This window comes from Roseateles sp. (genome assembly GCF_965262435.1).
GTDB lineage: Bacteria > Pseudomonadota > Gammaproteobacteria > Burkholderiales > Burkholderiaceae_C > Paucibacter_A.
In genome coordinates this window covers 1,630,386-1,656,750 of sequence record NZ_OZ253537.1, presented here as the reverse complement: position 1 = coordinate 1,656,750, position 26,365 = coordinate 1,630,386, and the positions used below count along the sequence as shown (strand labels likewise).

General features: G+C 67.4%; 25 protein-coding genes. 13 read left to right on the top strand and 12 right to left on the bottom strand.

Annotated features, from left to right (window positions below; all coding sequences use genetic code 11):
• Positions 1 to 12: 12 nt before the first annotated feature.
• The gene (locus ACQY39_RS07140; RefSeq protein WP_428504764.1) at positions 13 to 918 is read right to left on the bottom strand and encodes a LysR family transcriptional regulator; all 906 of its coding nucleotides are present in this window, start codon (positions 916 to 918) and stop codon (positions 13 to 15) included.
• A 126-nt stretch (positions 919 to 1,044) separates the two neighbouring features.
• On the opposite strand from ACQY39_RS07140, the gene ACQY39_RS07135 reads away from it, so the two are divergent.
• The 5 genes from ACQY39_RS07135 (at position 1,045) to ACQY39_RS07115 (ending at position 3,813) form a co-directional block, all read left to right on the top strand.
• Positions 1,045 to 1,395 (top strand): HPF/RaiA family ribosome-associated protein, encoded by a 351-nt coding sequence (locus ACQY39_RS07135; protein WP_428504762.1) that lies wholly within the window; start codon positions 1,045 to 1,047, stop codon positions 1,393 to 1,395.
• A gap of 97 nt (positions 1,396 to 1,492) precedes the next feature.
• The gene (locus ACQY39_RS07130) at positions 1,493 to 1,648 is read left to right on the top strand and encodes a hypothetical protein (protein WP_428504760.1); all 156 of its coding nucleotides are present in this window, start codon (positions 1,493 to 1,495) and stop codon (positions 1,646 to 1,648) included.
• 59 nt (positions 1,649 to 1,707) lie between these two features.
• Positions 1,708 to 2,130: a TerB family tellurite resistance protein gene (locus tag ACQY39_RS07125; RefSeq protein ID WP_428504758.1), complete on the top strand. Its 423-nt coding sequence runs from the start codon at positions 1,708 to 1,710 to the stop codon at positions 2,128 to 2,130.
• A gap of 6 nt (positions 2,131 to 2,136) precedes the next feature.
• Positions 2,137 to 2,787 (top strand): exopolysaccharide biosynthesis protein, encoded by a 651-nt coding sequence (locus ACQY39_RS07120; protein WP_428504756.1) that lies wholly within the window; start codon positions 2,137 to 2,139, stop codon positions 2,785 to 2,787.
• A 51-nt stretch (positions 2,788 to 2,838) separates the two neighbouring features.
• Positions 2,839 to 3,813 carry a sodium-dependent bicarbonate transport family permease gene (locus tag ACQY39_RS07115; protein ID WP_428510745.1) on the top strand — a complete coding sequence of 325 codons (975 nt, stop codon included), beginning with the start codon at positions 2,839 to 2,841 and terminating at the stop codon, positions 3,811 to 3,813.
• A gap of 66 nt (positions 3,814 to 3,879) precedes the next feature.
• On the opposite strand, the gene ACQY39_RS07110 is transcribed toward ACQY39_RS07115, so the two are convergent.
• Entirely contained in the window at positions 3,880 to 4,863 is a 984-nt protein-coding gene (locus tag ACQY39_RS07110; RefSeq protein WP_428504754.1) for a helix-turn-helix transcriptional regulator, read from the bottom strand.
• Between the two features lie 93 nt (positions 4,864 to 4,956).
• On the opposite strand from ACQY39_RS07110, the gene ACQY39_RS07105 reads away from it, so the two are divergent.
• A complete protein-coding gene (locus ACQY39_RS07105; RefSeq protein WP_428504752.1) occupies positions 4,957 to 5,805 on the top strand; it encodes a PEP-CTERM sorting domain-containing protein in 849 nt (282 codons plus the stop codon).
• Here ACQY39_RS07105 and ACQY39_RS07100 read toward each other — a convergent pair whose 3' ends face one another.
• Both ACQY39_RS07100 and ACQY39_RS07095 read right to left on the bottom strand, forming a co-directional pair.
• The gene (locus ACQY39_RS07100; RefSeq protein WP_428504750.1) at positions 5,806 to 6,273 is read right to left on the bottom strand and encodes a DUF1854 domain-containing protein; all 468 of its coding nucleotides are present in this window, start codon (positions 6,271 to 6,273) and stop codon (positions 5,806 to 5,808) included.
• Between the two features lie 17 nt (positions 6,274 to 6,290).
• Complete coding sequence (locus ACQY39_RS07095) at positions 6,291 to 8,585, bottom strand: ABC transporter ATP-binding protein (RefSeq protein WP_428504748.1); 2,295 nt, start codon at positions 8,583 to 8,585, stop codon at positions 6,291 to 6,293.
• Between the two features lie 238 nt (positions 8,586 to 8,823).
• On the opposite strand from ACQY39_RS07095, the gene cphA (ACQY39_RS07090) reads away from it, so the two are divergent.
• The 4 genes from cphA (ACQY39_RS07090) (at position 8,824) to ACQY39_RS07075 (ending at position 15,862) form a co-directional block, all read left to right on the top strand.
• On the top strand, positions 8,824 to 11,019 hold the full coding sequence (cphA, locus tag ACQY39_RS07090) for a cyanophycin synthetase (protein ID WP_428504746.1): 2,196 nt from the start codon (positions 8,824 to 8,826) through the stop codon (positions 11,017 to 11,019).
• Positions 11,020 to 11,080: 61 nt separating this feature from the next.
• Positions 11,081 to 13,660, top strand: coding sequence for a cyanophycin synthetase (cphA, locus tag ACQY39_RS07085; protein ID WP_428504744.1), 2,580 nt, complete (start codon positions 11,081 to 11,083; stop codon positions 13,658 to 13,660).
• A 138-nt stretch (positions 13,661 to 13,798) separates the two neighbouring features.
• On the top strand, positions 13,799 to 15,361 hold the full coding sequence (locus ACQY39_RS07080; RefSeq protein WP_428504742.1) for a cryptochrome/photolyase family protein: 1,563 nt from the start codon (positions 13,799 to 13,801) through the stop codon (positions 15,359 to 15,361).
• Positions 15,362 to 15,478: 117 nt separating this feature from the next.
• Positions 15,479 to 15,862 (top strand): response regulator transcription factor, encoded by a 384-nt coding sequence (locus ACQY39_RS07075; RefSeq protein WP_428504740.1) that lies wholly within the window; start codon positions 15,479 to 15,481, stop codon positions 15,860 to 15,862.
• Positions 15,863 to 15,881: 19 nt separating this feature from the next.
• On the opposite strand, the gene ACQY39_RS07070 is transcribed toward ACQY39_RS07075, so the two are convergent.
• Positions 15,882 to 17,417, bottom strand: a complete 1,536-nt coding sequence (locus tag ACQY39_RS07070) for a hypothetical protein (protein ID WP_428504738.1) — start codon at positions 17,415 to 17,417, stop codon at positions 15,882 to 15,884.
• Between the two features lie 283 nt (positions 17,418 to 17,700).
• Here ACQY39_RS07070 and ACQY39_RS07065 point away from each other — a divergent pair, with 283 nt between their 5' ends.
• The gene (locus ACQY39_RS07065; RefSeq protein WP_428504736.1) at positions 17,701 to 18,072 is read left to right on the top strand and encodes a hypothetical protein; all 372 of its coding nucleotides are present in this window, start codon (positions 17,701 to 17,703) and stop codon (positions 18,070 to 18,072) included.
• Positions 18,073 to 18,090: 18 nt separating this feature from the next.
• On the opposite strand, the gene ACQY39_RS07060 is transcribed toward ACQY39_RS07065, so the two are convergent.
• The 4 genes from ACQY39_RS07060 to ACQY39_RS07045 form a co-directional block, all read right to left on the bottom strand.
• Positions 18,091 to 18,642: a phosphoglycerate mutase family protein gene (locus ACQY39_RS07060; RefSeq protein ID WP_428504734.1), complete on the bottom strand. Its 552-nt coding sequence runs from the start codon at positions 18,640 to 18,642 to the stop codon at positions 18,091 to 18,093.
• A gap of 45 nt (positions 18,643 to 18,687) precedes the next feature.
• Positions 18,688 to 19,458 carry a PRC-barrel domain-containing protein gene (locus ACQY39_RS07055; RefSeq protein ID WP_428504732.1) on the bottom strand — a complete coding sequence of 257 codons (771 nt, stop codon included), beginning with the start codon at positions 19,456 to 19,458 and terminating at the stop codon, positions 18,688 to 18,690.
• Positions 19,459 to 19,597: 139 nt separating this feature from the next.
• Entirely contained in the window at positions 19,598 to 19,918 is a 321-nt protein-coding gene (locus tag ACQY39_RS07050) for a c-type cytochrome (RefSeq protein ID WP_428510743.1), read from the bottom strand.
• Positions 19,919 to 19,937: 19 nt separating this feature from the next.
• Positions 19,938 to 21,164 carry a sulfite oxidase gene (locus tag ACQY39_RS07045; protein WP_428504730.1) on the bottom strand — a complete coding sequence of 409 codons (1,227 nt, stop codon included), beginning with the start codon at positions 21,162 to 21,164 and terminating at the stop codon, positions 19,938 to 19,940.
• 280 nt (positions 21,165 to 21,444) lie between these two features.
• Between ACQY39_RS07045 and ACQY39_RS07040 the strand changes: the two genes are divergently transcribed.
• The gene (locus ACQY39_RS07040) at positions 21,445 to 22,626 is read left to right on the top strand and encodes a rhodanese-like domain-containing protein (RefSeq protein ID WP_428504728.1); all 1,182 of its coding nucleotides are present in this window, start codon (positions 21,445 to 21,447) and stop codon (positions 22,624 to 22,626) included.
• A 20-nt stretch (positions 22,627 to 22,646) separates the two neighbouring features.
• On the opposite strand, the gene ACQY39_RS07035 is transcribed toward ACQY39_RS07040, so the two are convergent.
• Positions 22,647 to 23,390 carry a substrate-binding periplasmic protein gene (locus tag ACQY39_RS07035; protein WP_428510741.1) on the bottom strand — a complete coding sequence of 248 codons (744 nt, stop codon included), beginning with the start codon at positions 23,388 to 23,390 and terminating at the stop codon, positions 22,647 to 22,649.
• 205 nt (positions 23,391 to 23,595) lie between these two features.
• Positions 23,596 to 24,513: an EamA family transporter gene (locus tag ACQY39_RS07030; protein ID WP_428504726.1), complete on the bottom strand. Its 918-nt coding sequence runs from the start codon at positions 24,511 to 24,513 to the stop codon at positions 23,596 to 23,598.
• A 121-nt stretch (positions 24,514 to 24,634) separates the two neighbouring features.
• Between ACQY39_RS07030 and ACQY39_RS07025 the strand changes: the two genes are divergently transcribed.
• Positions 24,635 to 25,267: a YSC84-related protein gene (locus tag ACQY39_RS07025; RefSeq protein WP_428504724.1), complete on the top strand. Its 633-nt coding sequence runs from the start codon at positions 24,635 to 24,637 to the stop codon at positions 25,265 to 25,267.
• Between the two features lie 645 nt (positions 25,268 to 25,912).
• On the opposite strand, the gene ACQY39_RS07020 is transcribed toward ACQY39_RS07025, so the two are convergent.
• On the bottom strand, positions 25,913 to 26,347 hold the full coding sequence (locus ACQY39_RS07020) for a DUF3224 domain-containing protein (protein ID WP_428504722.1): 435 nt from the start codon (positions 26,345 to 26,347) through the stop codon (positions 25,913 to 25,915).
• Between the last annotated feature and the right edge of the window lie 18 nt (positions 26,348 to 26,365).

The window sequence follows — 26,365 nt, the reverse complement described above, 5'->3', positions numbered from 1 at the left end:
CATGCGCGAATTCTAGTCGCCAGAGGGCCGCGCCGGTGCACGGCTGGGCAGCAGTTTTTGCACCAAGGGGTGGCTGACTTTTTTGTCGGCCGCGATGGCGAAGAACTGCTCCTCCACCCCCCCGCAAGGGCCGACGCGGCGCAGCTCGTATCGAGCCGTCAGCTTCTCGTGCATCAGCTCGGCGGCCGGGAACACGCCCAGACCGCCGGCGCCAAAGGTGGCCAGCAAGGCGCTGTCTTCGAACTCCCCGGCGATGCGCGGGCGCAGGCCGTGGCGCTCGAACCATTGGTCGATGCGTGGCCGCACCGCCGCATGGTGAATCGGCAGCAGCACCGGCACCTGCGCCAACGAGGCCGGGAAGTTGGCCGAGGCCTGCTCGAACCAGACCTCGGGCGCATACCAGGCCAGGGGCGAGGCGCCGAGCGAATGGCTGTAGACCTTGAGGCTGGGGTTGGGTGGCGCGGGCCGGTCGGCCAGCACCACATCGAGCCGGTGCAGGGCCAGATCGCTGAGCAGGCCTTCGAACTGGTCCTCATGGCAATAGAGCCGCAAATTGGGCGCGCTGGTCACCGGCATCAAGAGGCGGCGCACGGCCAGCTTGGGCAGGCCGTCGGAGATGCCCACGGCCAAGCGGAGTACCGGTGCGCTGGCGGCATCGCGCACGACATCCTCCAAGCGCTCGCCGAGCTGGAAGATGGCGTCGGCCTGGCGCAGCGCGGCCTGGCCGGCTTCGGTCAGCGCCACGCCGCGGCCGGCCGGTTTGAGCAAGGCATGGCCGAGGCTGCGTTCCAGCTCGCGCACCTGGCTGCTGACCGTCTGCACGGCCATGCCCAGGCGCTCGGCCGCGCGCGACATGCCGCCTTCCTTGGCCACCACCCAGAAGTAGTAGAGGTGTTTGTAGTTGAAACCGAGGCTCATGGGCGCGCTCCATCTGGCATGCAGTTACTTCCGTTTTTCATGAATGACCCTGAAGGATTGTCTGCTTTTTAAGGAAGCAACATACATCTAAGCTCCGACCACCCTGAACCAACCCGGAGGTCTGTCATGCAAGTGCATTTTGAATCCCGCGATCCCGAAGGCGCACGGCTGCGCGAGTTGGTCGTCGAGCGCCTGCGTTTTGCCTTGCGCCGGGTTGATCTGCACCCCGCCAGCGCACACATCAGCTTGAGCGACACCAACGGCCCGCGCGGCGGCGTCGACAAGCGCTGCACCCTGTCCTTGAATGCGCAGGGCGCCGGGCATCTGGTGATCCACGCCAGCGCCAGCTCCTGGCGCGCCAGTTTCGAACTGGCCCTGGCCCGGCTGGCCCGCAGCCTGGTGCGCGCCTGGCAGCGTCAGCGCAGCCATCCGCGCCAGAACAACAAGCGCTTGCTGCCCGCGACCGCCGCGGAATGAATGAATGAGTGAGTGAACGAAGGCCACGGCCGGCATGGCTTCCTGGCTGCCGGTCGATGCGCCATCACCCCAACTCGAACACAAAAGCCCACTGAACATGACCCAAGCCGCTTTGGCCCTGTCCTTCCTCGCCGCCGCCATCCTCTACGCCGCCGCGCATGAGTTCTTCGCCGAGAACCGGCGCGACGCCCGCCTGCTGGCCGGCGTCGGCGGCAGCGGCGTGGTGGCGAGCTTCGGCTTGCTGCTCGCCTGAGCCCCAGCAAGGCCCACCTCTTTCGCCTCGATCTCACCCCCACCCAAGGAGCCCTCACCATGCGCAGCTACCCCCGCAACAGCCCCGAAGCAGCCGCCCGCATCTTGTCGCTGGCGGCCTTGTCCGATGGCCACCTGTCGCGCGTCGAGATCGAGACCATCGCCGGCACCGACGCATGTGAGCAACTCGGGCTGAGCCGGGACCGAATGCAAGAGGTGCTGCACGGCTTTTGCGAGGATCTCCTGCGGGCAGAAGGCATGTGCTGGGCCGAGGTCTGCCGGCTTGACGCGAAGACGCTGGGGCAGTTGATGGCGGAAGTCGATGACCCCGCGCTCCGCAACAAGCTGCTCGGTCTGTGCGTGGCCGTGGTCGAGGCCGATCACATGATTGCTGACGGGGAGGCGCTGGTCTTGCTCGCCGCGGCCGAACACTGGGGCCTGCACGAACATCGCTTGCCGGCGCACCGAGAACAGGCGCACTGACGCGACATGTCCGAGGCGAACACGCACGCGCGCGGCCTGCGCCTGGCATGGCGTCTGCGCCGGGCCTCTTGCCGGCTGCCGGAGCAAGGCCTGACCCTGCGCGAGTTGGCGGACCTGCATGGGCCGGCGGCGCCCGGCAGCCTGCTCATCTTGCTCGCAGCACCTTGCCTGCTGCCCATACCCGGCGTCGGCACCGTGCTCGGGCTGAGCCTGCTGACGCTGGCAGCGGGGCTATGGCGCGGCAGATCCCATCACGGCCTTCCTGAGCGCGTGGCTCATCTGAACTTGTCCGCCGATTGGGCCCGGCGGGTGCTCCGGGTACTGGCGCAGTGTCACGGAGCCACCGAAGGCTGGGTCAAGGCGCGAATGGGGCCTGGGGCGGCGAATCCGGGTCGGCGCTGGCTGTCAGCGATCGTGGCCTTGATGGCCGTGCTGATCGTCTTGCCCATTCCCTTCGGCAATTTCTTGCCCGCCCTGAGCTTGATGCTGGCCGGCCTCGCCCTGACCGCGCGTGACGGCCTGGCACTCATGGCCTCCTATGCCCTGGCCGCCTTGTCGACCGCCTTCGGCGTCGGCGTGAGCCTGCTGGGCCTGTTTTGGGGCGGTGAGCTGCTGGGCTGGCTGGGCAACTGGCTCTCGCCAGGGCTGATTTCTTAAACTCCCCTTGGCGCTCGCCGCCCAAACCCTTGATTTGAATGTGACGCCTTGATGCAGAGCTTCCTCGACCCCGCCATCCTGTTTTTCGTCTTCGGGCTGTTCGCCGGCGCGATCAAGTCCAATCTCGAAATCCCGCCGCAGATCTCGCGCTTTCTGTCGCTCTATCTGCTGATGGCCCTGGGGCTCAAAGGGGGCTTTGCACTGGCCAAGTCAGGCCTGACGGCCGAGGTCAGCATCAGCCTGGGCCTGGCCTTGCTGCTGGCCGTGCTGGTGCCGGCCATGGGCTATTTGCTGCTGCGCCGCTGGCTCTCGGGCTTTGATGCCGCGGCGATTGCGGCGACCTACGGCTCGGTCAGCGCGGTCACCTTCATCACCGCCGTTCAGCACCTCGACAGCCAGGGCATCGACTTCGGCGGGCACATGGCTGCGGCCATGGCGCTGATGGAATCGCCCGCCATCATCATGGCGGTGCTGCTGGCCAATCTGGTTCGGCGCAAGCAACAGGGCGGCAGCGCCAGCACGGCCTCGCCGGGGCCGCTGTCCAAGGTCATGCACGAGGCCCTGACCGACGGCGCCCAGCTGCTGCTGATCGGCGCCATGCTGGTGGGCCTGATGACCGGCGCGGCGGGCGAGGCAGCGATGAAGCCCTTTGCCGGCGACCTGTTCAAAGGCATGCTGGCCTTCTTCCTGTTGGACATGGGCTTGCTGGCCGCGCGCCATATGGGCGGCCTGCGCCAGCAACCGCCGCTGTTGATCGTCTACGCCCTGGGTGCGCCCCTGGTGCATGCGGGCATCGCCCTGGGCCTGAGCGTCCTGTGCGGCCTCAGCGCCGGCAATGCCAGCCTGCTGATGGTGCTGGCGGCCAGCGCCTCCTACATCGCCGTTCCGGCGGTGCTGCGCCATGCCATCCCCGAGGCCAACCCGGGCCTCTACTTCGGCATGTCGCTGGGGCTGACTTTCCCATTCAATATTCTGTTGGGCATACCGCTCTATGTGAGCGTGGCGCAGCGGGTGATTCCGGCTTGATCGGAGTGACTCTTCGAGCCGCGGAGCATGCACTTGGCCCCGTGGTACAGGGCCAGTGCAGCGGCTTCAAACCACGGTGGCCATCACTCGCGCCAACTCCGTGCGGTTGCGCACGCCGAGTTTGCGATAGGCCAAGCTGCGCAAATTGTCCACGGTCGAGGGCGCCACACTGATCTGACGGGCGGCGCTTTTCACAGTCATGCCTTTGCAAAGCAAGCCGCAGATCTCGAGTTCACGCGGCGTCAATGTGTCCAAGCAGGACTTTTCACGGAGGCGCACAAACCACAAGCCCAAGGCGGTGAGCTTGCGTGTCGCGACGATCTGGCTGCCGCTAAAGCCTGCCTCATTGCTGCGCAAGGCCAGCATCAAGGCAGCTGGGAAAACACCGCTCGGCGCCTCGCCAAACTCCTTGGCCAGCAGTTGCATGACCCGGTTCTGCGCAAAGTGGAGTTGGCCGCTTGCGTCGATCAAAGCCAGCTCATGGCCGGGCAATGCGAAGTTATCCAATTCAGGCAGCGCCGCCGTCAGGCGATGAATGTTCAGACACTCCACCCAATGTGGCAGCAGTTGCTGATGCAGCTGACGATCGCTCTGCGTCAGCGCCGGCATGGCCGCATCGCGGTGCCAGCAAACGACCGAGAACACCCCGGTCGCCGGGTCCGCCGCCATGCCGGAGATGGCTGAAGCGACGTCATACACCTTCATCCACTGCTCCACCATCGCGGGCGGGAAGTCGGCTGTTGAGGTCAAAAAAGAGTCGCCGGGGCTGGCGAACATACGCGGCCCCAAGGGGTCGGCGTCGGCCAAGCTCAGAAAGCGATCCCAGTAGCCAGGCTTGAGGCCTTCGGTGTAAACCTCATGAAATATGGGGCGACCTTCCCGCATGCATCCACTGACCCAGGACGCGGAATGAAAGTCCACCCACTTTCGGCAATGGGCCAAGGCCCAGCTGCGGAAATCGGCCAGTTGCGGGTCGCGCGCCGCGCGGTACATCTGCGCAATCTTATCGGTGATGTGGTGATGGGTGCTTGGCTGCCCTGCCCTGCTCATGCCATATGCCTTCTTGGGGTATTCACACTATTGTGTAGCAGCCCAGGCAGCGTGAAGATGGCCGTTTTCAACCACCGTCAGCAGTGAGCCTCTATGTCTGCCAAACAAGCGCTCCGCGTCGCCGCACTCATCGCCAGCCTCGCCGTCGTTCATACAGGCTCCAGCCATGCCATCACCTTGACCGACCCGAGCATCATCCAGGCCGTTCGGACCGATGAACCGCATGGCGCGACCTTTTGGAACTACACCACGGGGTCCTTCTCCGCGGTGTCCTCGAGCAACGGAAGCCGGGGCAGCGCCAGCACCGTGCTGGGCCAGTCCCCCACCATCACGGGCGAAGTCACGACGGGCAGCACCGGCTACGTGTCGGTCAGCAACAAGCTCATCTACCAACTGGCGTACTTCAATCCGAGCGGCAGCCAAGACGCGCTGAACGTCAGCGTGAACGCCTTTGACCGATTGCTTGCGCAGGGAGAGGCAGCATCGGGCGGCTATTTCCGCAGCTATGCCTGGAGCCAGCTGTCTTTGCTTGGCCCGGGATCGGACACCTTGTACACCCGCTACCACTGCCAGAGCGCCAGCACGTCGGTGTTCTATCAACCTTGCAGCATTGGCTCTGCGCCGATCGAGGACTTCACCGTCACCTTGCGGCAGAACACTGTGTACACGGTCCAAATGCAGCTGTACGCCGAGGCCAACGCCTACTCCGTCAACGCCAGTGCCGTAGGAACTGCCTCGGCCCTGCTGGACCCGAGCTTCGCCGTCATCGGCGCGGCCCCCGTGGGTGGCACTTTCATGTTCAGCGCCGGCGTGAGCGCGGTGCCGGAACCCCAGTCTTGGGCGACCTTGCTCGCTGGACTGGCTTGCCTGTCTGCTCTGGCAGGTCGGACCGCTGCGGCGCGCCGGCGAGGCGCAGCAGACCCACGCATTTCCTGCGTTTGATCAGAGAAAACGCTCCAGGAACCGGCGTGAGGTCCGGTCGAGCGCAAAGCGGTCCTGCACCATCAGTTGCAGGCCGTGGCTGCTGGCAATCAACAAGCGCCCGGCGGGCAAACGGCGAATGTCCTCCTCGGTCTTCAGGATGAAGACCGTCTCGCCACGGTCGGTCTGCACCGTCCATTGGCTGGGCGTGGAAAAGGTGGACACGGCGCAAATGCGCTGAATCGTCGGCATGAAGTCGCGACTGGCCAACTCGGCCGTCAGCAGCTCGCGCTCGGCGTCTGGCAAGGCCCGCAAGTCTTCGATCCAGGCCAACTCATGGCCATCGCTGCCGATCAGAGACACGCCCTCATCGGGCGCCGAGATCGGATGCGCGCGCACCACGCTGATGTCGGCATGCTCACGGCCCTGGCTGTCAACAAGTCGGAGCCGGCCGAAGGCGTTGCGCGACAGGTTCAGATGGCTGCTCATGGTCGTATCACTCTTCATCATTGCTGCGCCGTGTGGGCATTCAGATTCGGCGGCAGCATGGGCATGATCTGCTCGCCGTCGGCATCCACCCGCCGGACCTGTGCCTCATACAAGCGCCAGTAGGCACCGCGCTTCTCCATCAAGACATCGTGCGGGCCTTCTTCAACCACCTGCCCGCGGTCCATCACCACCAAACGATCGGCCTTGCGCAGCGTCGACAAACGGTGCGCGATCGCAATCGTCGTGCGGCCCTTGACCAGGTTGTCCAGCGCCTTTTGAATCTCTTTCTCGGTTTCGGTGTCCACCGAGGAGGTGGCTTCGTCGAGGATCAGGATGCGTGGGTCGATCAGCAGGGCGCGGGCAATCGAGATGCGCTGACGCTCGCCGCCACTCAAGCCCTGACCCCGCTCGCCGACCAGGGAGTCGTAACCCTGGGGCAGGCGCAGGATGAATTCATGGGCGTGGGCAGCGCGGGCGGCGGCCACGATTTCCTCGCGGCTCGCGTCGGGCTTGCCGTAGGCGATGTTCTCGGCAATGGTGCCGAAGAACAGGAAGGGTTCCTGCAACACCAGGCCGATGTGGCGGCGGAAATCGGCCACGGCGATGCGACGCAGATCCACGCCGTCGACGCGGATGCCGCCTTCGGTCACGTCGTAGAAGCGGCAGATCAGGTTCACCAGGGTGCTTTTGCCCGAGCCCGAATGGCCGACCAGGCCGATCATCTCGCCCGGCTTGATATCCAGGCTGAGGCCGCGGATGACGGTCCGGTTACCGTAGCGGAAGCCGATGTCCTGGATCTGGATGGCACCGGTCACGCGCTGCAGAGGCACCGGATTGACCGGGTCCGGCACATTCGATTGGTGGTCCAGGATGTCGAAGATGCGCTTCGCGCCAGCGGCAGCCTTCTGGGTCACCGAGACGATGCGGCTCATGGAATCCATGCGGCCGTAGAAGCGGCCGATGTAGGCCAGGAAGGAGGTCAGCACACCGACGGTGATGCTGCCACCGGCCACCAGATAGATGCCGAAGGCCCAGACCACCAGCAAGCCCATTTCGGTCAGCAGCGAGACCGTGGGGCCAAACAGGCTCCAGGTCTTGTTGAGCCGGTCATTGACCTTGAGGTTGTTCTGGTTGGCGTCCTTGAAGCGGGCGGCCTCCCGCTTTTCCTGGGCAAAGGCCTTGACGACCCGAATGCCGGGGATGGTGTCGGCCAGCACGCTGGTGACCTCGCCCCAGACGCGGTCGATCTTCTCGAAACCGGTGCGCAGGCGGTCACGCACCAAGTGGATCATCCAGGCGATGAAAGGCAAGGGCAGCAAGGTGGCCACGGCCAACCAGGGGCTGATGGACACCATCATCACCGTGATCATCACCAGCATCAGCACATCGGTGATGAAGTCCAGCGCATGCAGGGACAGGAAGACGCTGATGCGGTCGGTTTCCGAGCCGATGCGGCTCATCAGGTCGCCGGTGCGCTTGTTGCCGAAGTACTCGAGCGACAGGTTCAGCAGATGCTCGAAGGTGGCTGTGCGCAGATCGGCCGCGATGCGCTCGGAGGCCAGGGCCAGGATGTAGGTCTTGGCCCAGCCCAGCAGCCAGGACACCAGGCCGGCGCCGAACAGGCCGCTCAGGTAGAAAGCCACCAGCCAGGGGTCGATCTTGTGGCCTTGCTGGAAGGGGATCAGCACCTCGTCCATCAGCGGCTGATACAGATACGGGCCCACCAGGGTGGCGGCCGTGGAGCCCAGCATCAGCAGGAAACCGGCCAGCAGCTGGCCTTGGTAAGGCTTGGCGAAGCGGCTCAGGCGCAAGAGCACCCAGGTGCTGGGCGGCGTGTGCAGCTCGCGGGCGCAGGTGGGGCATTCTTCGCTCTCAGGCGGCAGCGGCGCCTGGCAGCTGGGGCAGAACTCCAGCTCCTCGACCTCGGTCTTGGGCGGCTCGTCGCGCTTCTCAAACGCCTCCTGCCAGCGCTGCGCCTGCAGATTGATCTGCAGGGTGAAGCGCCACTGGGCCAAGCGGCCGCCGGCGTCCACCAGATCAAGGGTGCCGACACCGGCATGGTCGTGGATCTGAACGGCCAGTTCGGGGCGCAGCGGCCATTCCGACCAGCGCCGCTCTGCAGGGTCAAAGGCCAGCAAACGATCCGAGGTCAGGACCAGCAGGCCGCGTGCGAAGTGCATGCGGGCGTCCAGGTCAACCTCCAGATGGGCTTTGACGTTCTCTCCAGGTCGCAGCCGCGCCAGCATGGCCGCCCACTCCGGGTGCTGCAGCGCGGGCTGAGAAGAGGATTCGGGGTGAGCGTGATCGTGCATTGTTGTTGGAGCCCGGGGCTGTGCCCGGGGAAAGATACGGAAGAAGCCCCGGGCCAAAGCTGGATTCTCTCTCACACAGACCGTCAGTCTGTACCCTTGCCCGGGCGTTGCAGCCAGGAAACGCGCCACCGACCCTTGCCGCTGACAGCCCTGCGCTGAGCGCACAATTGCGGCCTGCCGCACACTGCAGCACTGCTGCCCCGACCCAAGCACTCGGCCCTGACCCGGCCCGCCATCCATGAGCAAGACCCGCAAAGACGATATCCAGCTGCTGCGCATCAACTACCTGCGCGGCCCGAATATGTGGACTTACCGCCCGGTGCTGGAAGTCTGGCTCGACCTCGGCGAGCTGGAAGCCTTCCCCAGCAATCTGCTGGACGGCTTCACCCCGCGCCTGACGGCCGCCCTGCCGGCCCTGGTCGAACACCACTGCGGCGTGGGCGAGCGTGGCGGTTTTCTGCAACGCCTGGAAGAAGGCACCTGGTGCGGCCACATCCTGGAGCACATCGTCATCGAGCTGCTCAATCTGGCCGGCATGCCCACCGGCTTCGGCCAGACCCGCTCGACCAGCCAGGCCGGCGTCTACCGCATGGTGTTCCGCGCCCGGGACGAAAAAGTCGCCCGCAGCGCCCTGGCCGAGGGCCACGCGCTCTTGATGGCCACCATCAACGACGAGCCCTTTGACGTCAACGCCGCCGTGGCCCGGGTGCGCGACGAGCTCGATGACTCCTACCTCGGCCCCTCGACCGCCGCCATCGTCGCCGCCGCCACCGACCGCCGCATCCCGCACATCCGTTTGAACGAGGGCAACCTCGTGCAGCTGGGCCATGGCGCCCGCCAGCGCCGCATCTGGACGGCCGAGACCGACATGACCAGCGCGATCGCCGAAGGCATCGCCAGCGACAAGGACCTGACCAAGAACCTGCTCAAGGCCGTGGGCGTGCCCGTGCCCGAAGGCCAGGCCGTCAAGACCCCGGCCGAGGCCTGGGAAGTGGCCCAGGACCTGGGCCTGCCCGTGGTCGTCAAGCCCAGCGACGGCAACCATGGCCGCGGCGTGACCCTGGACCTGCAGACCCAAGCCGATGTCGAAGCCGCCTTCAAGGTGGCCGACGAAGAAGGCTCCGAGGTGCTGGTCGAACGCTACATCCGCGGCAACGAGCACCGCATCCTGGTGGTCGGCGGCCGGGTGGTGGCCGCCGCACGCGGTGAGGCCGCCTGGATCACCGGCGACGGCCAGCAGACCGTGCGCCAGTTGGTCGACAGCCAGATCAACACCGACCCGCGCCGTGGCCTGACCGAAGACTTCCCGCTCAACCGCATCACCCTCGGCGAAGACCCGGTGGTGATCCTGGACCTGCAGCGGCAAGGCCTGACCCCTGAGTCGGTGCCGGTCGCCGGCCGCCAGGTGCTGATCCAGCGCAATGGCAATGTCGCCATCGACTGCACGGCCGAGGTCCACCCCGACGTCGCCCATGCCGTGGCCCTGGCCGCTCGCGTGGTCGGCCTGGACATCGCCGGCGTCGACCTGGTCAGCGAAGACATATCCAAGCCCATGGCCGAGACCGGCGGCGCCATCGTCGAGGTCAATGCCGGCCCGGGCCTGCTGATGCACCTGAAGCCGGCCGCGGGCAGCCCGCAGCCGGTCGGCCAGGCCATCATCGACCACCTGTTCGCCGAGGACGAGACCGGCCGCATCCCCGTGATCGGCGTGGCCGGCTCGCGCGGCAGCCACACCATCAGCCGCCTGGTCGCTTGGCTGCTGCACCTGAACGGCCGCCATGTCGGCCTGGCCTGCCGTGACGGCCTGTTCCTGGGCACGCGCCGCGTCGAGCGCAAGAACAGCGCCCGCTGGGACGCCGCCCACCGCCTGCTGATGAACCGCGGCGTCGATGCCGTGGTGATCGAAAACAGCGCCGCCAGCGTGCTGCGCGACGGCCTGGCCTATGACCGCTGCCAGGTCGGTGTGGTCACCGATATGGGCGGCATCGAAGGCCTGGCCGAGTTCGATGTGCACAGCGAAGACCAGCTCTACAAGGTCTTGCGCACGCAGATCGACGTGGTTCTGTCCGAAGGTGCGGCCGTGCTCAACGCCGATGTGGCGCGCCTGCTGGACATGGTCGAGCTGAGCGACGGCGACGTTGTGCTCTACGGCTTGGACGGCGCGGCTGACAGCCTGAAGGCCCACCGCGAGCAAGGCGGGCGTGCCGTCTTCCTGCAAGGCGGTGCGGCGGTGCTGGCCCAGGGGCACTCGGAAACCGTGGGCGCCAATGTCGACGCCCTGCTGCGCCGCTTTGCCGCCAGCCCGGCCGGCGCTGGCGCCGAGGTCGACGCCGCCACCGTGCTGGCTGCTGTGGCCACGGCCTGGGCCGTGGGCATTCCGCCCGAGCTGATCTCGGCCGGACTGGACACCTTCGTACTTGAACTGCAGGCCTGAGCGAGCACCGCCCGCTCGGCTCGACGCACCCCACACTCTCCAAAGCCCTGGAATCAGCACCATGGAAGTTTCCCGTACACGCGCATTGCGCGGCCCCAATATGTGGAGCCGCCACACGGCCATCGAAGCGGTCGTGCACTGCACGCCGGCCGAGCAGTCGATCGCCGACATGCCCGACTTTGAAGCCCGGCTGCGCGCCCTCTTCCCCAGCATCGGCGCCCTGCGCCCCGCCAGCGCCCAACGCACGCCCATCAGCCTGGCCCATGTGCTGGAACAGGCCACCCTGGCCCTGCAAGCCCAGGCCGGCTGCCCGGTGACCTTCAGCCACACCCACATCACCTCCGAGCCCGGCAGCTACCAGGTGGTCATCGAGTACAGCGAAGAAGACGTCGGCCGCATGGCCTTCGAGGCTGCGTGCAAGCTGGTGGAAGCGGCGCGTGATGGCGGCAGCTTCGATGCCGATGCCGTGCTCAAGGCCTTGCAGGATTTGGACGAGGACGTGCGTCTCGGCCCCTCGACCGGTTCCATCGTCAACGCGGCCGTGGCGCGCGGTGTGCCCTACCGCCGCCTGACCCAGGGCAGCCTGGTGCAGTTCGGCTGGGGCGCCAAGCAGCGCCGCATCTGGGCCGCTGAAGTGGACGCGACCAGCGCCGTCAGCGAATCGATCGCCCAGGACAAAGACCTCTGCAAGCGCCTGCTGCTCTCGGCCGGCGTGCCGGTGCCGACCGGCCGCCCGGTCAGCTCCATCGATGACGCCTGGGATGCCGCGCTGGAAATCGGCCTGCCCGTCGTCGTCAAGCCGCAGGACGGCAACCAGGGCAAGGGCGTGACCGTCAATGTGGTCACACGCGAGCACATGGAAATCGCCTACAAGGCCGCCGACGAGATCGGCCAGGTCATGGTCGAGAAATTCCTGCCGGGCAGCGACTACCGTCTGCTGGTGGTCGGCGACAAGCTGGTCGCCGCCGCCCGCCGCGACCCGCCGCATGTCATCGGCGACGGGCAGCTGACCGTCAAGCAACTGGTCGACAAGGTCAATGCCGACCCCAAACGCGGTGACGGCCATGCCACCTCGCTGACCAAGATCCGCTTCGACGACATCGCCGTGGCACGCCTGACCCAGCAAGACCTGACCCCGGATTCGGTGCCGGAAAAAGGCCAGCGCGTGATCCTGCGCAACAACGCCAATCTGTCCACCGGCGGCACCGCCACCGACGTGACCGATGACGTGCATCCGGATGTGGCAGCGCGCGCCATCGCCGCCGCGCAGGTCGTGGGCCTGCATGTCTGCGGCGTCGACGTGGTGGCCGAAAGCGTGCTGCGCCCGCTGGAAGAGATCAACGGCGGCATCGTCGAAGTGAACGCCGCGCCAGGCTTGCGCATGCACCTCTCGCCGTCCTACGGCAAGGGCCGCAATGTCGGCGAGGCCATCATTGCCCACCTCTACGGCCACGGCCACAAGAGCGAGGACGGCCGCATCCCCGTGATCGCCGTCACCGGCACCAATGGCAAGACCACCACCTCGCGCCTGATCGCCCATCTGTTCGCCACCTGCGGCCTCAAGGTCGGCATGACCAACACCGACGGCGTCTACGTCGATGGCCGCCAGATCGACAGCGGCGATTGCTCGGGCCCCAAGAGCGCCCGCAATGTGCTGATGCACCCCGATGTGGAAGCGGCCGTGTTCGAAACCGCGCGCGGCGGCGTGCTGCGCGAAGGCCTGGGCTTTGACCGCTGCCAGGTGGCCGTCGTCACCAACCTTGGCGCCGGCGACCACCTGGGCATGAACTTCCTCAACACCGTGGAAGAACTGGCCCTGGTCAAACGCGTGATCGTGCAGAACGTGGCGCCGAACGGTTATGCCGTGCTGAACGCGGCCGACCCCATCGTCGCGAACATGGCCGGCACCTGCCCGGGCCAGATCATCTTCTTCGCCGCCGACCGCCACCATCCGCTGATGGCCACCCACCGCGCCCAGGGCAAGCGCTGCGTCTATGTGGACGGCGACCAGCTGGTGGCTGCCCAAGGCAGCTGGCGCGAGAACATCCCGCTGCGCGACATCCCCATCACCCGCAGCGGCGCGATCGGCTTCCAGGTCGAGAACGCCATGGCCTCGGTGGCCGCCGCCTGGGGCGTGGGCCTGGACTGGGACACCATCCGCCGCGGCGTCGCCAGCTTCGCCAATGACGCAGACAACGCGCCCGGCCGCTTCAATGTGATGGACTACCGTGGCGCCACCGTGATCGCCGATTACGGCCACAACGCCGATGCCATGCGCGCCCTGGTGGCCGCCGTCGAGGCCTTGCCGGCCAAGCAGCGCTCGGTCGTGATCAGCGGCGCCGGCGACCGACGCGACGAAGACATTCGCGAGCAGACCGTCATCCTGGGCGGCGCTTTCGACGACGTCTTCCTGTTCCAGGACGCCTGCCAACGCGGCCGCGAAGACGGCGAGGTCCTGGCCCTGCTGCGCCAAGGTCTGGAAGGCGCCAGCCGCACCCGCCACATCGAAGAGATCCGAGGCGAATTCATCGCCATCGATGCAGCGCTGGCCCGCCTGCAACCGGGCGACCTCTGCCTGGTGTTGGTGGACCAGGTGGAAGAAGCCCTGGCCCATTTGGCTCAGCGCATCCAGGCCGGCTGATCGACATTTCGATCCAAGCGAGAAGCCGGCGCCACACGCGCCGGCTTTTTTCTGCGCGCAGCGCCTGCACAGCGCGTATGCTCCGCGCATGCGCACCCCGGACTCACTGCACATGACGGCTTACCCCAACGGACTGCCATGAAGCCAAGCTTGCGCCATCTGGTGCTGGTGCTGGGCGACCAGCTCAACAGCGATGCCTCGGCATTCGATGGCTTCGACCCGGATCAAGACGCCGTCTGGATGGCCGAGGTGCGCGAGGAGTCGACCCATGTGTGGTCTTCCAAACCGCGCACGGTGATGTTTCTGGCGGCCATGCGCCACTTCGCCCTGGCCTTGCGCCGTCTGGGCCGCCCCCTGCACTACCGCTGGCTGGACGACCCCGACAACCAGGGCAGCTTGGCCGGCGAGCTGCGCGCCGCCATCGCCCGCCTGCAGCCGCAGCGCCTGATCCTGACCGCACCGGGCGACTGGCGGGTGCTGCAGGCCCTGCGCGCCGTGGCGGCCGAAGCCGGCCTGCCGCTGGAGCTGCGCGACGACCGGCATTTCTTCAGCACCGTGCGCGAGTTTGCTGCCCACGCGCAAGGCCGCAGCAGCCTGCGCCTGGAGTATTTCTACCGCGAGCTGCGCCAGAAACATCAGGTACTGATGGAGGCGGACGGCAGGCAGCCGCTGGGCGGGCAGTGGAACTTCGATGCCGAGAACCGGGCGGCCTTCGGCGCCGCCGGCCCGGGCTTTCTGCCGGGCCGCAGCCAGTTCGAGCCCGATGCATTGACCCGCGAGGTGATCGCCCTGGTCCAGCGCCAGCTGCCCGATCACCCGGGCCGCTTGGACAGCTTTGCCTGGCCAGTCACGCGCGAGCAGGCCTTGCAGGCGCTGGGCGAGTTCCTCAGCGAGCGCCTGCCCTTGTTCGGCCGCTACCAGGACGCCATGTGGCCCGAGGAGCCCTGGCTTTACCACTCCCATCTGGCCGCGGCCCTCAATCTGAAGCTACTGAACCCGCGCGAGGTGGTGGCCGCGGCCGAGGCCGAATACCGCGCCGGGCGCGCACCGCTGGCGTGCGTTGAAGGCTTCATCCGCCAGATCCTGGGCTGGCGCGAATATGTGCGCGGTGTCTACTGGACACAGATGCCCGGCTATCTGGAACAGAACAGCCTGCACGCCGAGCAGGACCTGCCGGCCTGGTACTGGACCGGTGAGACCGAGATGGTCTGCCTCAGTGCCGCGCTGCGCCAGACCCTGGACCATGGCTATGCCCACCACATCCAGCGCCTGATGGTGACCGGGCTGTTCGCACTGCTTTACGGTGTGGACCCCAAACAGATCCATGCCTGGTATCTGGCTGTTTATGTCGACGCCGTGGAATGGGTGGAGCTGCCCAACACCTTGGGCATGAGCCAATTCGTCGATGGCGGCCTGCTGGCCAGCAAGCCCTATATCGCCAGCGGCAAGTACGTCCAGCGCATGAGCAGCGGCAGCTACTGCAAGCGCTGCCGCTACGACCCGGGCGAGCGAACGGGGGTCAGGGCTTGCCCCTTCAGCACCTTGTACTGGGATTTCCTGATTCGCCACGAAACCCTGCTGGCCGCCAACCCACGCATGGTGATGCAGGTGCGCAATGCCAAGCAGTTGGACGCGGAAGAAAGCGCCGCCATCCAAGGGCAGGCGCAGGCCTTGCGCCTGAATCAGGCGGCGCCGCTGTAGGCGAGAAGACACAGCAAGAGCCCGACCACGGGGCGCCCAGGCAAGCGCTCATTGCCGGCGGGCTGTCAGATGGAGTACCGTCAGACAACGCCCAGAGCGGCCCGCAGGAATCACGCAATGAAGAAAATCCTGATCGTTGATGACAACCCCGACATCCGAGCCCTGCTGCACGCCACGCTGGATCTGGCGCAGAGCTTCGAGATTCACGAGGCCATCGACGGCGTGACGGCGGTTGAGATCGCCCGCAGCCTGAAGCCCGATCTGGTTCTGATGGACATCATGATGCCGGGCGAGTTCGACGGACTGGAAGCCTGCCGGCGCATCAAGCGCCAAGCTGGCGACGGCGAGGTGGCGCCCAAGGTGCTGCTGGTCAGCGCCAAGCCGCGCCATCAGGTGCGGCAGCAGCTGGAAGACGTGGGCGCCGACCTGTTCATGGCCAAGCCCTTTGGCCCGATTCAGTTGGTCGAGTGCATCCAGGGCCTGTTTGCAGCCAAGGCCTGAGCCTCCGCACGATCTCTCCTCACCACTTGCAGCCGTTCTTGCGCGCCGAGTCCAGGGCCAGCGGAATCACGGCCAGCAAGCCCATCTGTTCGCCATAGGCCTTGCGGCAGTCCTTTTTGCCGGCCGCCTCCATGCTTTCTTCCAGCTTGGATTTGCGCTCGGGCGGCGGCGGCACCAGATTCAGCAGACCCGAGCTGCTGCGCGATGGCAGCGCCCCGCCCCGCATATCTCGTGGCAGATTGAGGTTGAGGCGCGGCGCATCCGGCGGCGTGGACGCCGGCGTGGCCACATCATGGCCCAGCTGCGCCCCGGCATCGGGCGCCCCCTGACCGGGGCGGCTTGAGGATGAAGGTGCGGCCGTGGGCTGGCTGTTGGGGCTGGCATTGCTGCCGTTCGATGGGGCGGGCGGGGCATTGAGCGGGTTGTTCTGGCTGGCGCTCGGCTTGGCCTGGGTCTGCACCCCGGCGTCCGGGCTGCGGGCCGGAGCGCTGTCGGCGGCTTGAGGGCTGCTCTGACCAGCGGGGGCCGCCGCCGCTGGCGCCTCAGTCTTTGATTCGCTGATCGCCGTGCTGGGCACGCTGCCGATGCTGGAGCTGCTCAGCGGCGCCACCGGCAGCTGCGGCAGCGCGGCCGTCGCCTCCACCGGCGCGCGCTGGGCTGGCAAGGGTGACAAAGCCTCGGATTTGGGCAGCGGCGTCAGCGCCGGCCGGCTGGGCACGGCCAGCTGGCGCTCGCGGATCGGCGCCGTCACCGGCTCGAAAGCCGGCAAGGGCTGAACCGTCTGAGCCTGGGCAGACAGGGCTTTGAAGGCGCTCAGGTCCTGCGGCGTGGCGCGATTCAGGCTGCTGCTGGCGGCCGGCAGGCTGCGTGTCTGCACAGGCGGGACATAAGCGACCGGCGCCTGGGTCGGCAGGCTGGCGATGGGTGCGGGTGCCGCGCTGTTCAGCTGAATCGGCTCGGCGCGCGTGCGGCTCAGGGGCGGCGCCGCTTCCTGCAGCCGGGCCAAGGCGCGGGGCGTCAGCGGCTCGGGCAAAGGAATGGGCTCAGGCGTGGGCAAGGCCATCGGTTCCGACAACGGCTCTGGCGGGGGCGCGGGTGTGGCCTTGGACGGCGTGGCGCTCGCCTCCACCGGGCGAGCCTGGTCCTGCCCGCTTTGCTCCACCGGCTGTGCGGCCGGCGTGGGGTTCCAATCGCCCAGGCGCGCCGCACCGGGGCCGGCCTCGCGCGGCGGTTCGGGCCGCACGGTGCCGCCATGCCGGGCCTGGCGGGCCTGGCCCACCGGGCCGGTCTGCTGCGGCGTGGTCGCGCCGGGCTCGCCCGAACCGGCTTCCAGCCGCGCCCCGCGCAGGGTCACATTGATGCGCCCCCATACCCCCTCACCCTCGCGGGCCGTGCCGCCCTGGGTGTTGCCGAAGACCAGCACCAGCAGCACGTGCAAGAGCAAGGCCAGGGTCAGGCATTGCTGCATGCGCGTCGGCGGCAACTGCCGCAGCGGCCAGGCGGGGCCGGGCGTTCGGACAGGTGCAGCAGTGGCAAGTGCGGAAGGTCGGAACATGGAGAGCAGCGGCGCGGGGCAGGCTGAAATGTAGCAAGCCTCAGGGGCCGCTCACCTGGGGCCTGCCCGCACTGCGCGCAGGGCGCGCCCGGTCGGCGCGGCCCCGCCGCCGTGAAGCTTGTCACGCGCTCGGGAAAACCAGCCCCGCAGCCACGGGCTGGTCAATCGGCACCCGGCGGACTAAGCTGGCGGCACCGCCTGACCCTGCGCGATGCGCACATCGAACGCCAGGTCTTTTGAGCCCGCCGCGTTTCGGCCACCGCCCCATTTCCCAAGGAACACCATGAAAACCACTGTGATCGCCCTGAGCCTGATCGCCCTGTCCTCCCTCGCGCAAGCCGCGAGCGGCAGCACGGACGAAAGCGGCGAAGGCAAGGCCCTGCGCGGCGAATGCGCCCAGAAGTACAGCGCCGGCTACGCCCAGCAGGACGCGACCCGCACGGCCGACAGCAACGAGTACGTCTTCGTCTATCACAAGGGCCAGTACAAGGGCGAGCATGTGGCCGGCCAAAGCCTGGACTGCACCGAGCGCCAGTACGCGGCCTACCTGAACACGGTCGACCCGACTCGTGTGATGGCTGCCTACCCCACCGCCGCTGGCCGCCCCAGCATCAAGGGCCCGCGCCTGCCGCGCACGCCCTCGGTCGGCAAGTAAGCCGGCAACCTCCCTCCATCAAAGACAGGCCGCCTCCGCGGCCGGGCTGGGCTCGCCATAGCGCAACCGGGCCAGGCTGGCTGGCACGCCAGGCTGCGCCGGGAGCCGCAGCGCGAAGAGGTGCTGGTAGCTGCTTTCGCACAGATCCGGCAGACGCGGCCCGCCCAGCGCCGCGATGATGGCCGGCACGGTGTTGCTGTGGCCGACGATCAGCAGCGCGCCGCCGTCCTGGCGCAGCACCGCCTCACGAATTTCGCGCAGATGGGCCTCGGCCTCACCGCGCCGGGCGGCCAGCACCTGCGGCGGCAGTTGCAGCTGCTGCGCCAGCGGCGCCGCCGTTTCCTGGCTGCGCCGGAACTGGGTGGTGATGATCTGCTTCAGGCCCGCGTCGGCCAAGGCCTGGGCCAAAGCCTGGGCACGCGCCGCGCCGACGCTCGTCAAGCCGGGGTCACCGGCCGGTTCGGCCGCGCGCTCGGCATGGCGCACCAGAAACACCAGATCAGCCGCGGCGCGGGCCGGCAAGGGCAGCAAGGCCAGGCCAACGGTGGCCCAGAAGACGGCGAAGTTCATGGGCAAAGCTCTCGCGGGCATCGAACAGCCCGCAGTATCGCCGCCTCAGAGCCAGTAGCCGCGCCGGTCATAGGCGTCGTGCAGGCGCTGCTCGTCGCTGCGCAGCAGCTCTGACGCCGGCTCGTAGGCCGGACTCTGCTTGACCTGGGCGCGCGTCAGCGAGGTCAGCACCTCGCGGTCGGCCCAGTCGATGCTGTCGATCCAGCGCGTCGACAGCAGCACCTTCTTGCCACCGGGCCACCAGTTGCGCGTGTCCACTACCAGGTAGCGTATGGCCCAGGACTCGGCGTCGAAGATGAAATCCTGGACATGGCCGATGCTGTCGTCGCTGGCCTGAATGTCGTAACCCGTTACTTCCGCGCTGCTGCGCAGATGCTGGTCTTCGGTGGGCGTGTGGCGGGCCCGCAGCGCGGCGTCTTGCTCGCTCTCCACGCCCTGCGGCAAGGTCGGCGGCCAGAGCGGCAAAGCCTCCATGCCCCACAGCGCCGAACCGCCCCAATAGGCCGGCAAGGCGTAGTAGCCGATGTAGTCGCGCTCATGCTGGCGCGACACCGGCAGGTGGGTGTCCACCGGCGGACTCAGTTCCACCTGGCGCCGGCTCAGGCGGACATCGAGAAGCTTGCCGCTGCCCAGGGGCTGCACCACGGCATGAGGCGAGATCAGCACCTCGCGGCCGGACAACCAGCGGCCGGTGTTGACCACCAGGTAGCGGATGGTCCAGGCCTCGTCATCGAAATAGGCTTGTTTGACTTCGCCGATGGCGCCGTCGCGGGCCATCACCGTGGCGCCGAGCAGCTGTTTGAGACTGTTGAACATGGCAGAGGCCCTCCGCTGAAACTTGAAGTCACACCGCCTGCCGCGCAAGCGGCTGGGGTGCGTGTGACTTCAGTCTAGGCAGGCAGGGCTTCTGCAACCGTGCGCTGGCGAACAGCGCGGCCGCTGCTTGCTTTGCGGCCTACTTTGCCGGCTGGGCCGGGGCGGCGCCGGTGGAGCGGGCGACGAAGACGGCCAGGGCATCGATATCAGCGGCACTGAGCTTGTCGGCAAAGCTGGGCATGGCGCCCAAGCCGGCCCGCAAGACCTTGCGCACCCGATCGGCATCGGGCTTGAGCTCGTCCAGCACCGGCCCGACCTGCCCTTCCGAACCGGCCGCCGCCAAGGTGTGGCAGACAGCGCAGGCCGGCTGGGTCTGCGTGAACAGAAGCTTGCCTCGGGCCAGCTGCTGAGCCTCATCGGCGGCCAGCGCCAGCGGCGCGGCGGCCAATCCGACCACCATCAAAAGCCAGCGGCGCAACTCAGGCCACCGTGATCGTGACCGCATGGTCGCGCCAGCTGTTGTTGTTGTAGCCGCTGAGGTTTTCCTCGCGCTGCTCGGGCTGGACCAGGCCCTGGTCATCGGTGGCACGGCTGGCCAGGGTGTAGTTGCCGGAGGGCAGGCGCACCGAGAGCACGAACTGGCGCCAGGCAAAGCGCCCCAGATCGGGGCCGACCAGGCGAGCGGGGTACCAGTTCTTACCGCCGTCCAGCGACACCTCGACACCCTTGATCGCCTGCGTGCCGCCAAAGGCGACGCCGTGGATTTGCACCAGGCCTTCCTTGAGCGGGCCAGCCTCGGGCAGCGGGCCGTTGATCCAGGACTTGACGCCCATCTCCAGCACCGAGGCCTGGTCGGGCGCGGCCTTGGCGCCGGCCGGCGTCATGCGGTAGCCGTGCGACATGATGCGAGCCTTGGACTCGGCGGCCGTGAAGGCCAGGCGCTTGATGTACTTGATGTTGTTGACGCCCTGGTAGCCCGGCACGATCAGGCGCAAAGGTCCGCCATGAGCCAGGCTCAGCGGCTCGCCGTTCATTTCCCAGGCCAGCAGCGCGTCACCCAGGGCCTTGATGGGCACCGAGCGCTCGACCATGACCGTCAAGGGATCCACGCCCTCGGGCAGCTTCTCGCCGCCTGTGCCGGTGATGTGCAGCATGCCGTCCTCCAGGCCGCCCAGGGCCTGCACGACATTGCGCAGCGGCACGCCGCTCCACAGCACACAACCGGCGGCGCCGACGGTCCACGGCGTGCCGCTGGGCTTGCTGGGGAAAAAGCCGCGGCCATTGCCCGAGCATTGCAGCACCGTCGCCACCGTCTCCAGACCCAGGGTCTTGAGTTCGGCCAGGCGCAGGCTGCGCGGCTGCTTGACGCCCTCGACGGCCAGGGTCCAGGCGTCGCGGTCGGCAAGGATGGCAGCGTCGGGCGCTGGCAGGTTGTTGCGGACATAGAGCTGCGAGCCCGGTGTCAACACGCTGGTGCCGAAGGCGGCACGGCGGGTTTCCAGGGTGCTGCTGCTGTGCACGATCAGGTCAGCCGGGTTCTTCCAGGCGGCGTAGGCGGGCAAGGCCTTGGGTGCAGCGGCCGGTGCCGCGGCGGTCTGGGCCGAGGCCGAACCGGCCCAGCTGCCAAGGCCCACAGCGCCCAGGGCGGAGGCCGTGCCGGTCAGCCATTGGCGTCGTGCGATGGGGTTGGGCTTGGCTTGTTTCATCGTTCGAATCTCCCGGGTTTTGTGGGGTTGCAGGCACTCGCTGCAGGGCTGGGGCACATTCTGCATGCGCTGGCCGGGCCCGCCACTCAGGGCATTGCCTAGGCGGCGCGGCCAGTGCATTCTGCCGCCTTATCTGTGACGACATGATTTCCGGGCACACTTGCGCCTGCGGGCACCGTACCCGCGGTCAGGTCATTGCCTTTGGGAGGGGCGATGACCGCCCTTCTGCCCGCCCCGAGGCACAGAACCCGGGCCGGCGGCACCTTTTAGAGATCGCCCGATGCTGACCTTGAACCAAGTTCCGAACCTCCTTCGCCGCAGCCTCTGGCTAATCGCCTGTGCCAGCGCGACGGCCCAAGCCGGCCTGAGCGCAGTGGTGGCCGTGGAGCCCACCGCCAAGAAGGCGACCTACAACATCTACTTCAGCGCCCTGGACTCGGCGCTGAGCCGAGCTGCCGCCCAGCCGGTGGCGGCCAGCGCCAGCGAAGACCTGGCTGACGTCATGCGCGCCACGCGCAGCGCCGGTTTCGACATCTTCATCGGCCCGGCCCAGGTCGCCGCCTCGGCCCTGCACCGCGGCTACGAGCTGGTCGGCGCCAGCCAGGCGTCCGAACCCTATCTGCTGGTTGTGCGCAAAGACTTTGCTGACATCCCCGCGCTCAAGACCCGGCGCATCTACCTGCCGCAGCAGGACTCCATTTACACCTATATGGCTCGCGGCCTGCTCAACCAGGGCGGGCTCTCCATGCAGGACATGAAGGTCCAGCACGAGCGCTTTCCGCAAGCCGGACTGACCGCCTTGCTGCTGGGCGCAGCCGATGCCACCGTGGTGACCGCCGGCGACTGGGCGGAATGGTCGGCACTGAACCCCACCGTTGGCCGCGTGCTGGCCAAGACCGACCCGGTGCCGGCCGGTCTTTCGGTGGTGATCAAAAAAGACCTGCCGGCCGATGTGCGCGCACGCCTGAGCGCCTGGTTTGCGGCGCCGCCGGCCGGCGTCGGCCTGCCGCCGACCAAGTTCAAGCCCGAAGCCGGCGAGTACAAGCGCGTCTCCGAGCTCGGCCTGTTCACGCCCACGGCTCTGCCCGGCGTGACCCGCGTCAGCGCGCGCGATGCGCAGAAGCTGCAGGCTCAGGGCGCCTTGCTGATCGACACGCGCACCGAGAAGGAGTTCGCGGCACGCCACATCCCGGGCGCTGTCTGGGCCGCTTATGCAGAGAAGAGCCTCAAGGACATCGCCTTCAACGCGGCACAGGATGACTTCAGCGCCCTGGGCAAGATCGACAAGCTGGACACCAACCGCGCCCTCATCTTTGCCTGCAATGGCGCGGAGTGCTGGAAGTCTTACAAGGCCGCGCGCGTGGCCCTGCAAAAGGGCTTCAAGAAGGTCTACTGGCTGCGTGGAGGCCTGCCCGAATGGGAGGCTGAAGGCCTGCCGGTACAACAAAACGCGGCGCCCTGACGACGGGCCAGCGCAGCATTTCAATCCAGGCCGTAGCGGCGCCGGATCTCACGCAGCACGCCGCGCGCCTCCAAGCGCCCCAAGGCCTGATCGAGCAGCTGCGCCTCCGCCTCGCTGACGCTTTTTTCACTCAGCATGAAGGCCACCGGTGCGCGCACCATGCCAAAAGGCATGAGCTGCAGCACCATGTCCTGCTGCTGGGCCAGGTCGAGCAGCGAGGCCACATCACCGAGGATCAGCGGCGCACGCTGGCGCTGCAGCATGGCCACGCCCTTGCCATGGGTCTCGAAGGGCTCCAGCAGGCCGGCCTCACGCAACGGCGCGCGCCAGGGCTCGAAATCCGGCCCCAACCGCCCGGCATTGAGCACCAGCAATGGCGTGCGCGTACGCAGCACATCCTCGAAGCTGCTCAAGCGCGCCGCCGGACCAGGCAGCTCGCGGCCTTGCAAGCTGCGCAGGGCAAGAACGCCCAGCAGCTCGTCCCGGTAAGTTCGGGTGTAGCGCACGCCAGGCGCGGGTGGGTGCTTGGGGGTGGCAGCCAGGATCAAGTCGATCTCGCCCGCTTGCAGCTGCATGATGCGCCGGCGACGCGGCAAGGGCTCCACCCATTGAAGGCGGCAACCGGTTTCGCTCATCAGCGCCTGCAGGATTTCGAAATCCAAGCCCCTGTGCTGACCACCCTCCTGGTACACCAGATACGGCGGCCAGCTCGCCCGCGTGATGCGCAGGGCGTGGCGGCAGCCCGCGCCCCAGGCCGCGCTCATGCTGAACAAGAGCAGCAGAAGGAGGAGCGCGACATGAATCCGCGCCGGTCGAGGGCGAGCGAGGCAGTTCATGATCGGAGAGCGCGGCGGCAAGAGCACATAGCGTGGCACGGACGTGGCACAGGCGATGCACTGACCATAGCGCAAAGCCGCCCTGCCGGGGCCGGGCGCAGACCCCTACTTGAACCAGAGCCAGCGCTCGACTTCAGCCCAGCGCCAGCCCCGTCACGCCCAGCGCTATGGCCGCGGCACCCAGCAGGCGCAACCATCGGTCGCCTTCGCCGAGCAGACTGCCGCCCGCCAAGGCGGCAAACAGCATGGACACCTCGCGGGCCGGCGCCACATGGCTGAGCGGCGCCAGCTGCATGGCGTAGAGCACCATGATGTAGCTGCTTGGCCCGAGCACGGCGATGGCCAGAGCAGGCTTCCACTGCGCACGCCAGACGGCCTTGAAACGCGCCGGGTCCCGCAAGGCAAACGGGCCCATGACCGGGATGCGCAGCACATTACCCACGTAATCGACCAGGATGGGCGAGATCAGCAACACCTTGACCGCATAGCCATCGATCACCGTGTAAGTGGCGATGAAGACACCGGTCAGCGCACCCCAAAACAGGCCGCGATGCAGACGCTGGCGCACAAAGGCGCGCGACTCGCTCAAGCCCCCGGCCTCGCCCCGCCCCAGCAGCTGACGCAGCAGGCCCGGCCCGCCGGCGATCAGAAAAACGCCCGCGACCACGGCCAGGGCGCCGGCCGCACCCAACCAGCTCAGACTCTCTCCAAGCACGAAGACCGCGGCCACCGAACTCAGCAAGGGCCCGCTGCCGCGCGCCAGCGGGTAGACCACGGTCAGGTCAGACACCGCATAGCCATGCAGCAAACAGCGGAAGTACAGCACATGCACGGCCGCACTGACAGCCAGCACCGTCCACTCCACCCAGCCCCAGGCGGCCACGCCCTGCACGCCCGTCCAGGCCACCACCGGCGCCCAGACCAGGCCGACCAGGATGGAGCTCATCAGCACGAACTCATTGCCGCCCCCGCCGCTGCGCTTGGCGATCAGGTTCCAGCTGGCGTGGCAGAGGGCGGCGGCAAGAACCAGGGCGAGGGCAAGAGGACTCATTCGGAAAGCAAGGCAGACAGCGCAGACATGCGACCTGAGGCAGGCGCGCCTCTGGCCGAAACCCTCGATTGTGCGTTCGCCAGCGAACAGACCCGCCCGGCTGCCCGATCTACAAAGCGACGTGACGGTGCCCCTGCTGCGCCGCCGCCAACTCAAGGCCTGCCACATGACCCACTCGCAATCCCCCAACACCCGCCGCCCCTTCCTGCGCCTCAGCAGCTTGGTGCTGACCGCCAGCTTCAGCGTGCTGGCCGGGCTGTCCCCCATGTCCGCCATGGCGGCCAGCGCCGAAGACCTGAACAAGGACGCCCAGCAAGCCCTGGCCGCCCTGTACAAAACCAATCCGGTGACCGAGACCATTTCCAAGAAGTCGCGCGCCGTGCTGGTCTTCCCCAAGATCGTCAAGGCTGGCCTGGTCTTTGGCGGCAGCTACGGCGAAGGCGTGTTGATGAAGAACGGCGCCGTCAGTGAGTACTACAACTCAGTGTCTGCCTCCTGGGGTTGGCAAGCCGGCGCCGAGTCGTACGCCTATGTCGTCTTCCTGATGAGCGACAAGGCGGTGCGCTACCTGGCCAAGTCCAATGGCTGGGAGTTCGGCGTCGGCCCCAGCTTGGTGCTGGTCAACGAAGGTGTCGCCAAGAACCTGAGCACCTCCACCTTGAAGGACGATGCCTACGCCTTCATCACCGATCAGCAAGGCCTGATGGCCAGCCTCAGCATCGAAGGCACCAAGATCAGCCGCATCAAGCGCTGAATTCGCTGGGATCAGCTGCGGCGGCTCCCGGCACAAAGCAGCCTTCTTGCTCTCCCTCGTGAGGCCCTGCAGTCCGAGCCGCCGCCGGGCTCATGGTTCCGGGGTCGGCCCTGGCGGGCCGACTGCCTTGCGCTGCTCGCGCCTCGGGGCTGGCGCATAACTCTCTTCACTCACTGCGTTCGTTCCGTTCAAACAGACGCGCCAAGTCAGTGCTTGAAGCGCGCGGGTACGCGCGCGCCCCGATGCCCTGCGCTGCTCAGCCCTTCACAAATCGCCCAACGGCGACCCGAACTGCAGGGCGCTTGCATCGCGGTCGATGTGCCCCTCGACGGTGGAACACGCCACATTCGGAGGTGGCTCGGCCCGACGACGAGCGATTTGTGCGCGGCCGAGAGCGCAGCGAAGCGGCTCAGGCGCGTGTACCCGCGCGTTTCAAGCACTGACTCGGCGCCACCTGTTTGACCACAGTGAGCGCAGCGAACGGAGGGAGTTTGGCGCCGCTGAGCCGCGCAGTGAGCAGCGAGGGCAGTCGGCTTGCAGAGCCGACCCGGGCACCATGAGCACGGCGGCGGGCCGAGCCACCGCAGCGCGAACACCCTGCCATCGAGGTTCCGCTTTGTGCCGAGAACCGACATCCACGCCCAATCACGGGCTCACGCCCGCCTCCGGCAAGCTGTACTCAAAACGGTAGCTGTGGGCGCCGCCCGGGGCGATGTCGATGACCATGCGGCCACTCAAGCCGGTCAAGGCTTCGGTGCCGGAGTCGGGCACCACGGTGATGCTTTGCGTAGGCGCGCCGCGGTTCATGGTGGAGCTGTGCTGCAGCACAAAGCTGCCGGCGCGGCCGTCCAGCGTGCCCTGCACGCGCTCCATAGCCACATAGCCGGCCGAGCCGCTGACGGCACTGCGGAAAGCGAGCATCTCGCCAGTGCTGGTGGCTTCCAGTGCGCCGTGGAAACGCTTGTCCAGCGACATGCGGCCCAGGCCGCTGCCGGCGGCCACTGCGCTCATTTCCTGAGGCGCGAGCTTCACTTCAAAAGGGCCGCTGACTTGGTGGCTGGAATTGCTGCGGTCGCTCATGGCGCGCTCCGTTTGAAT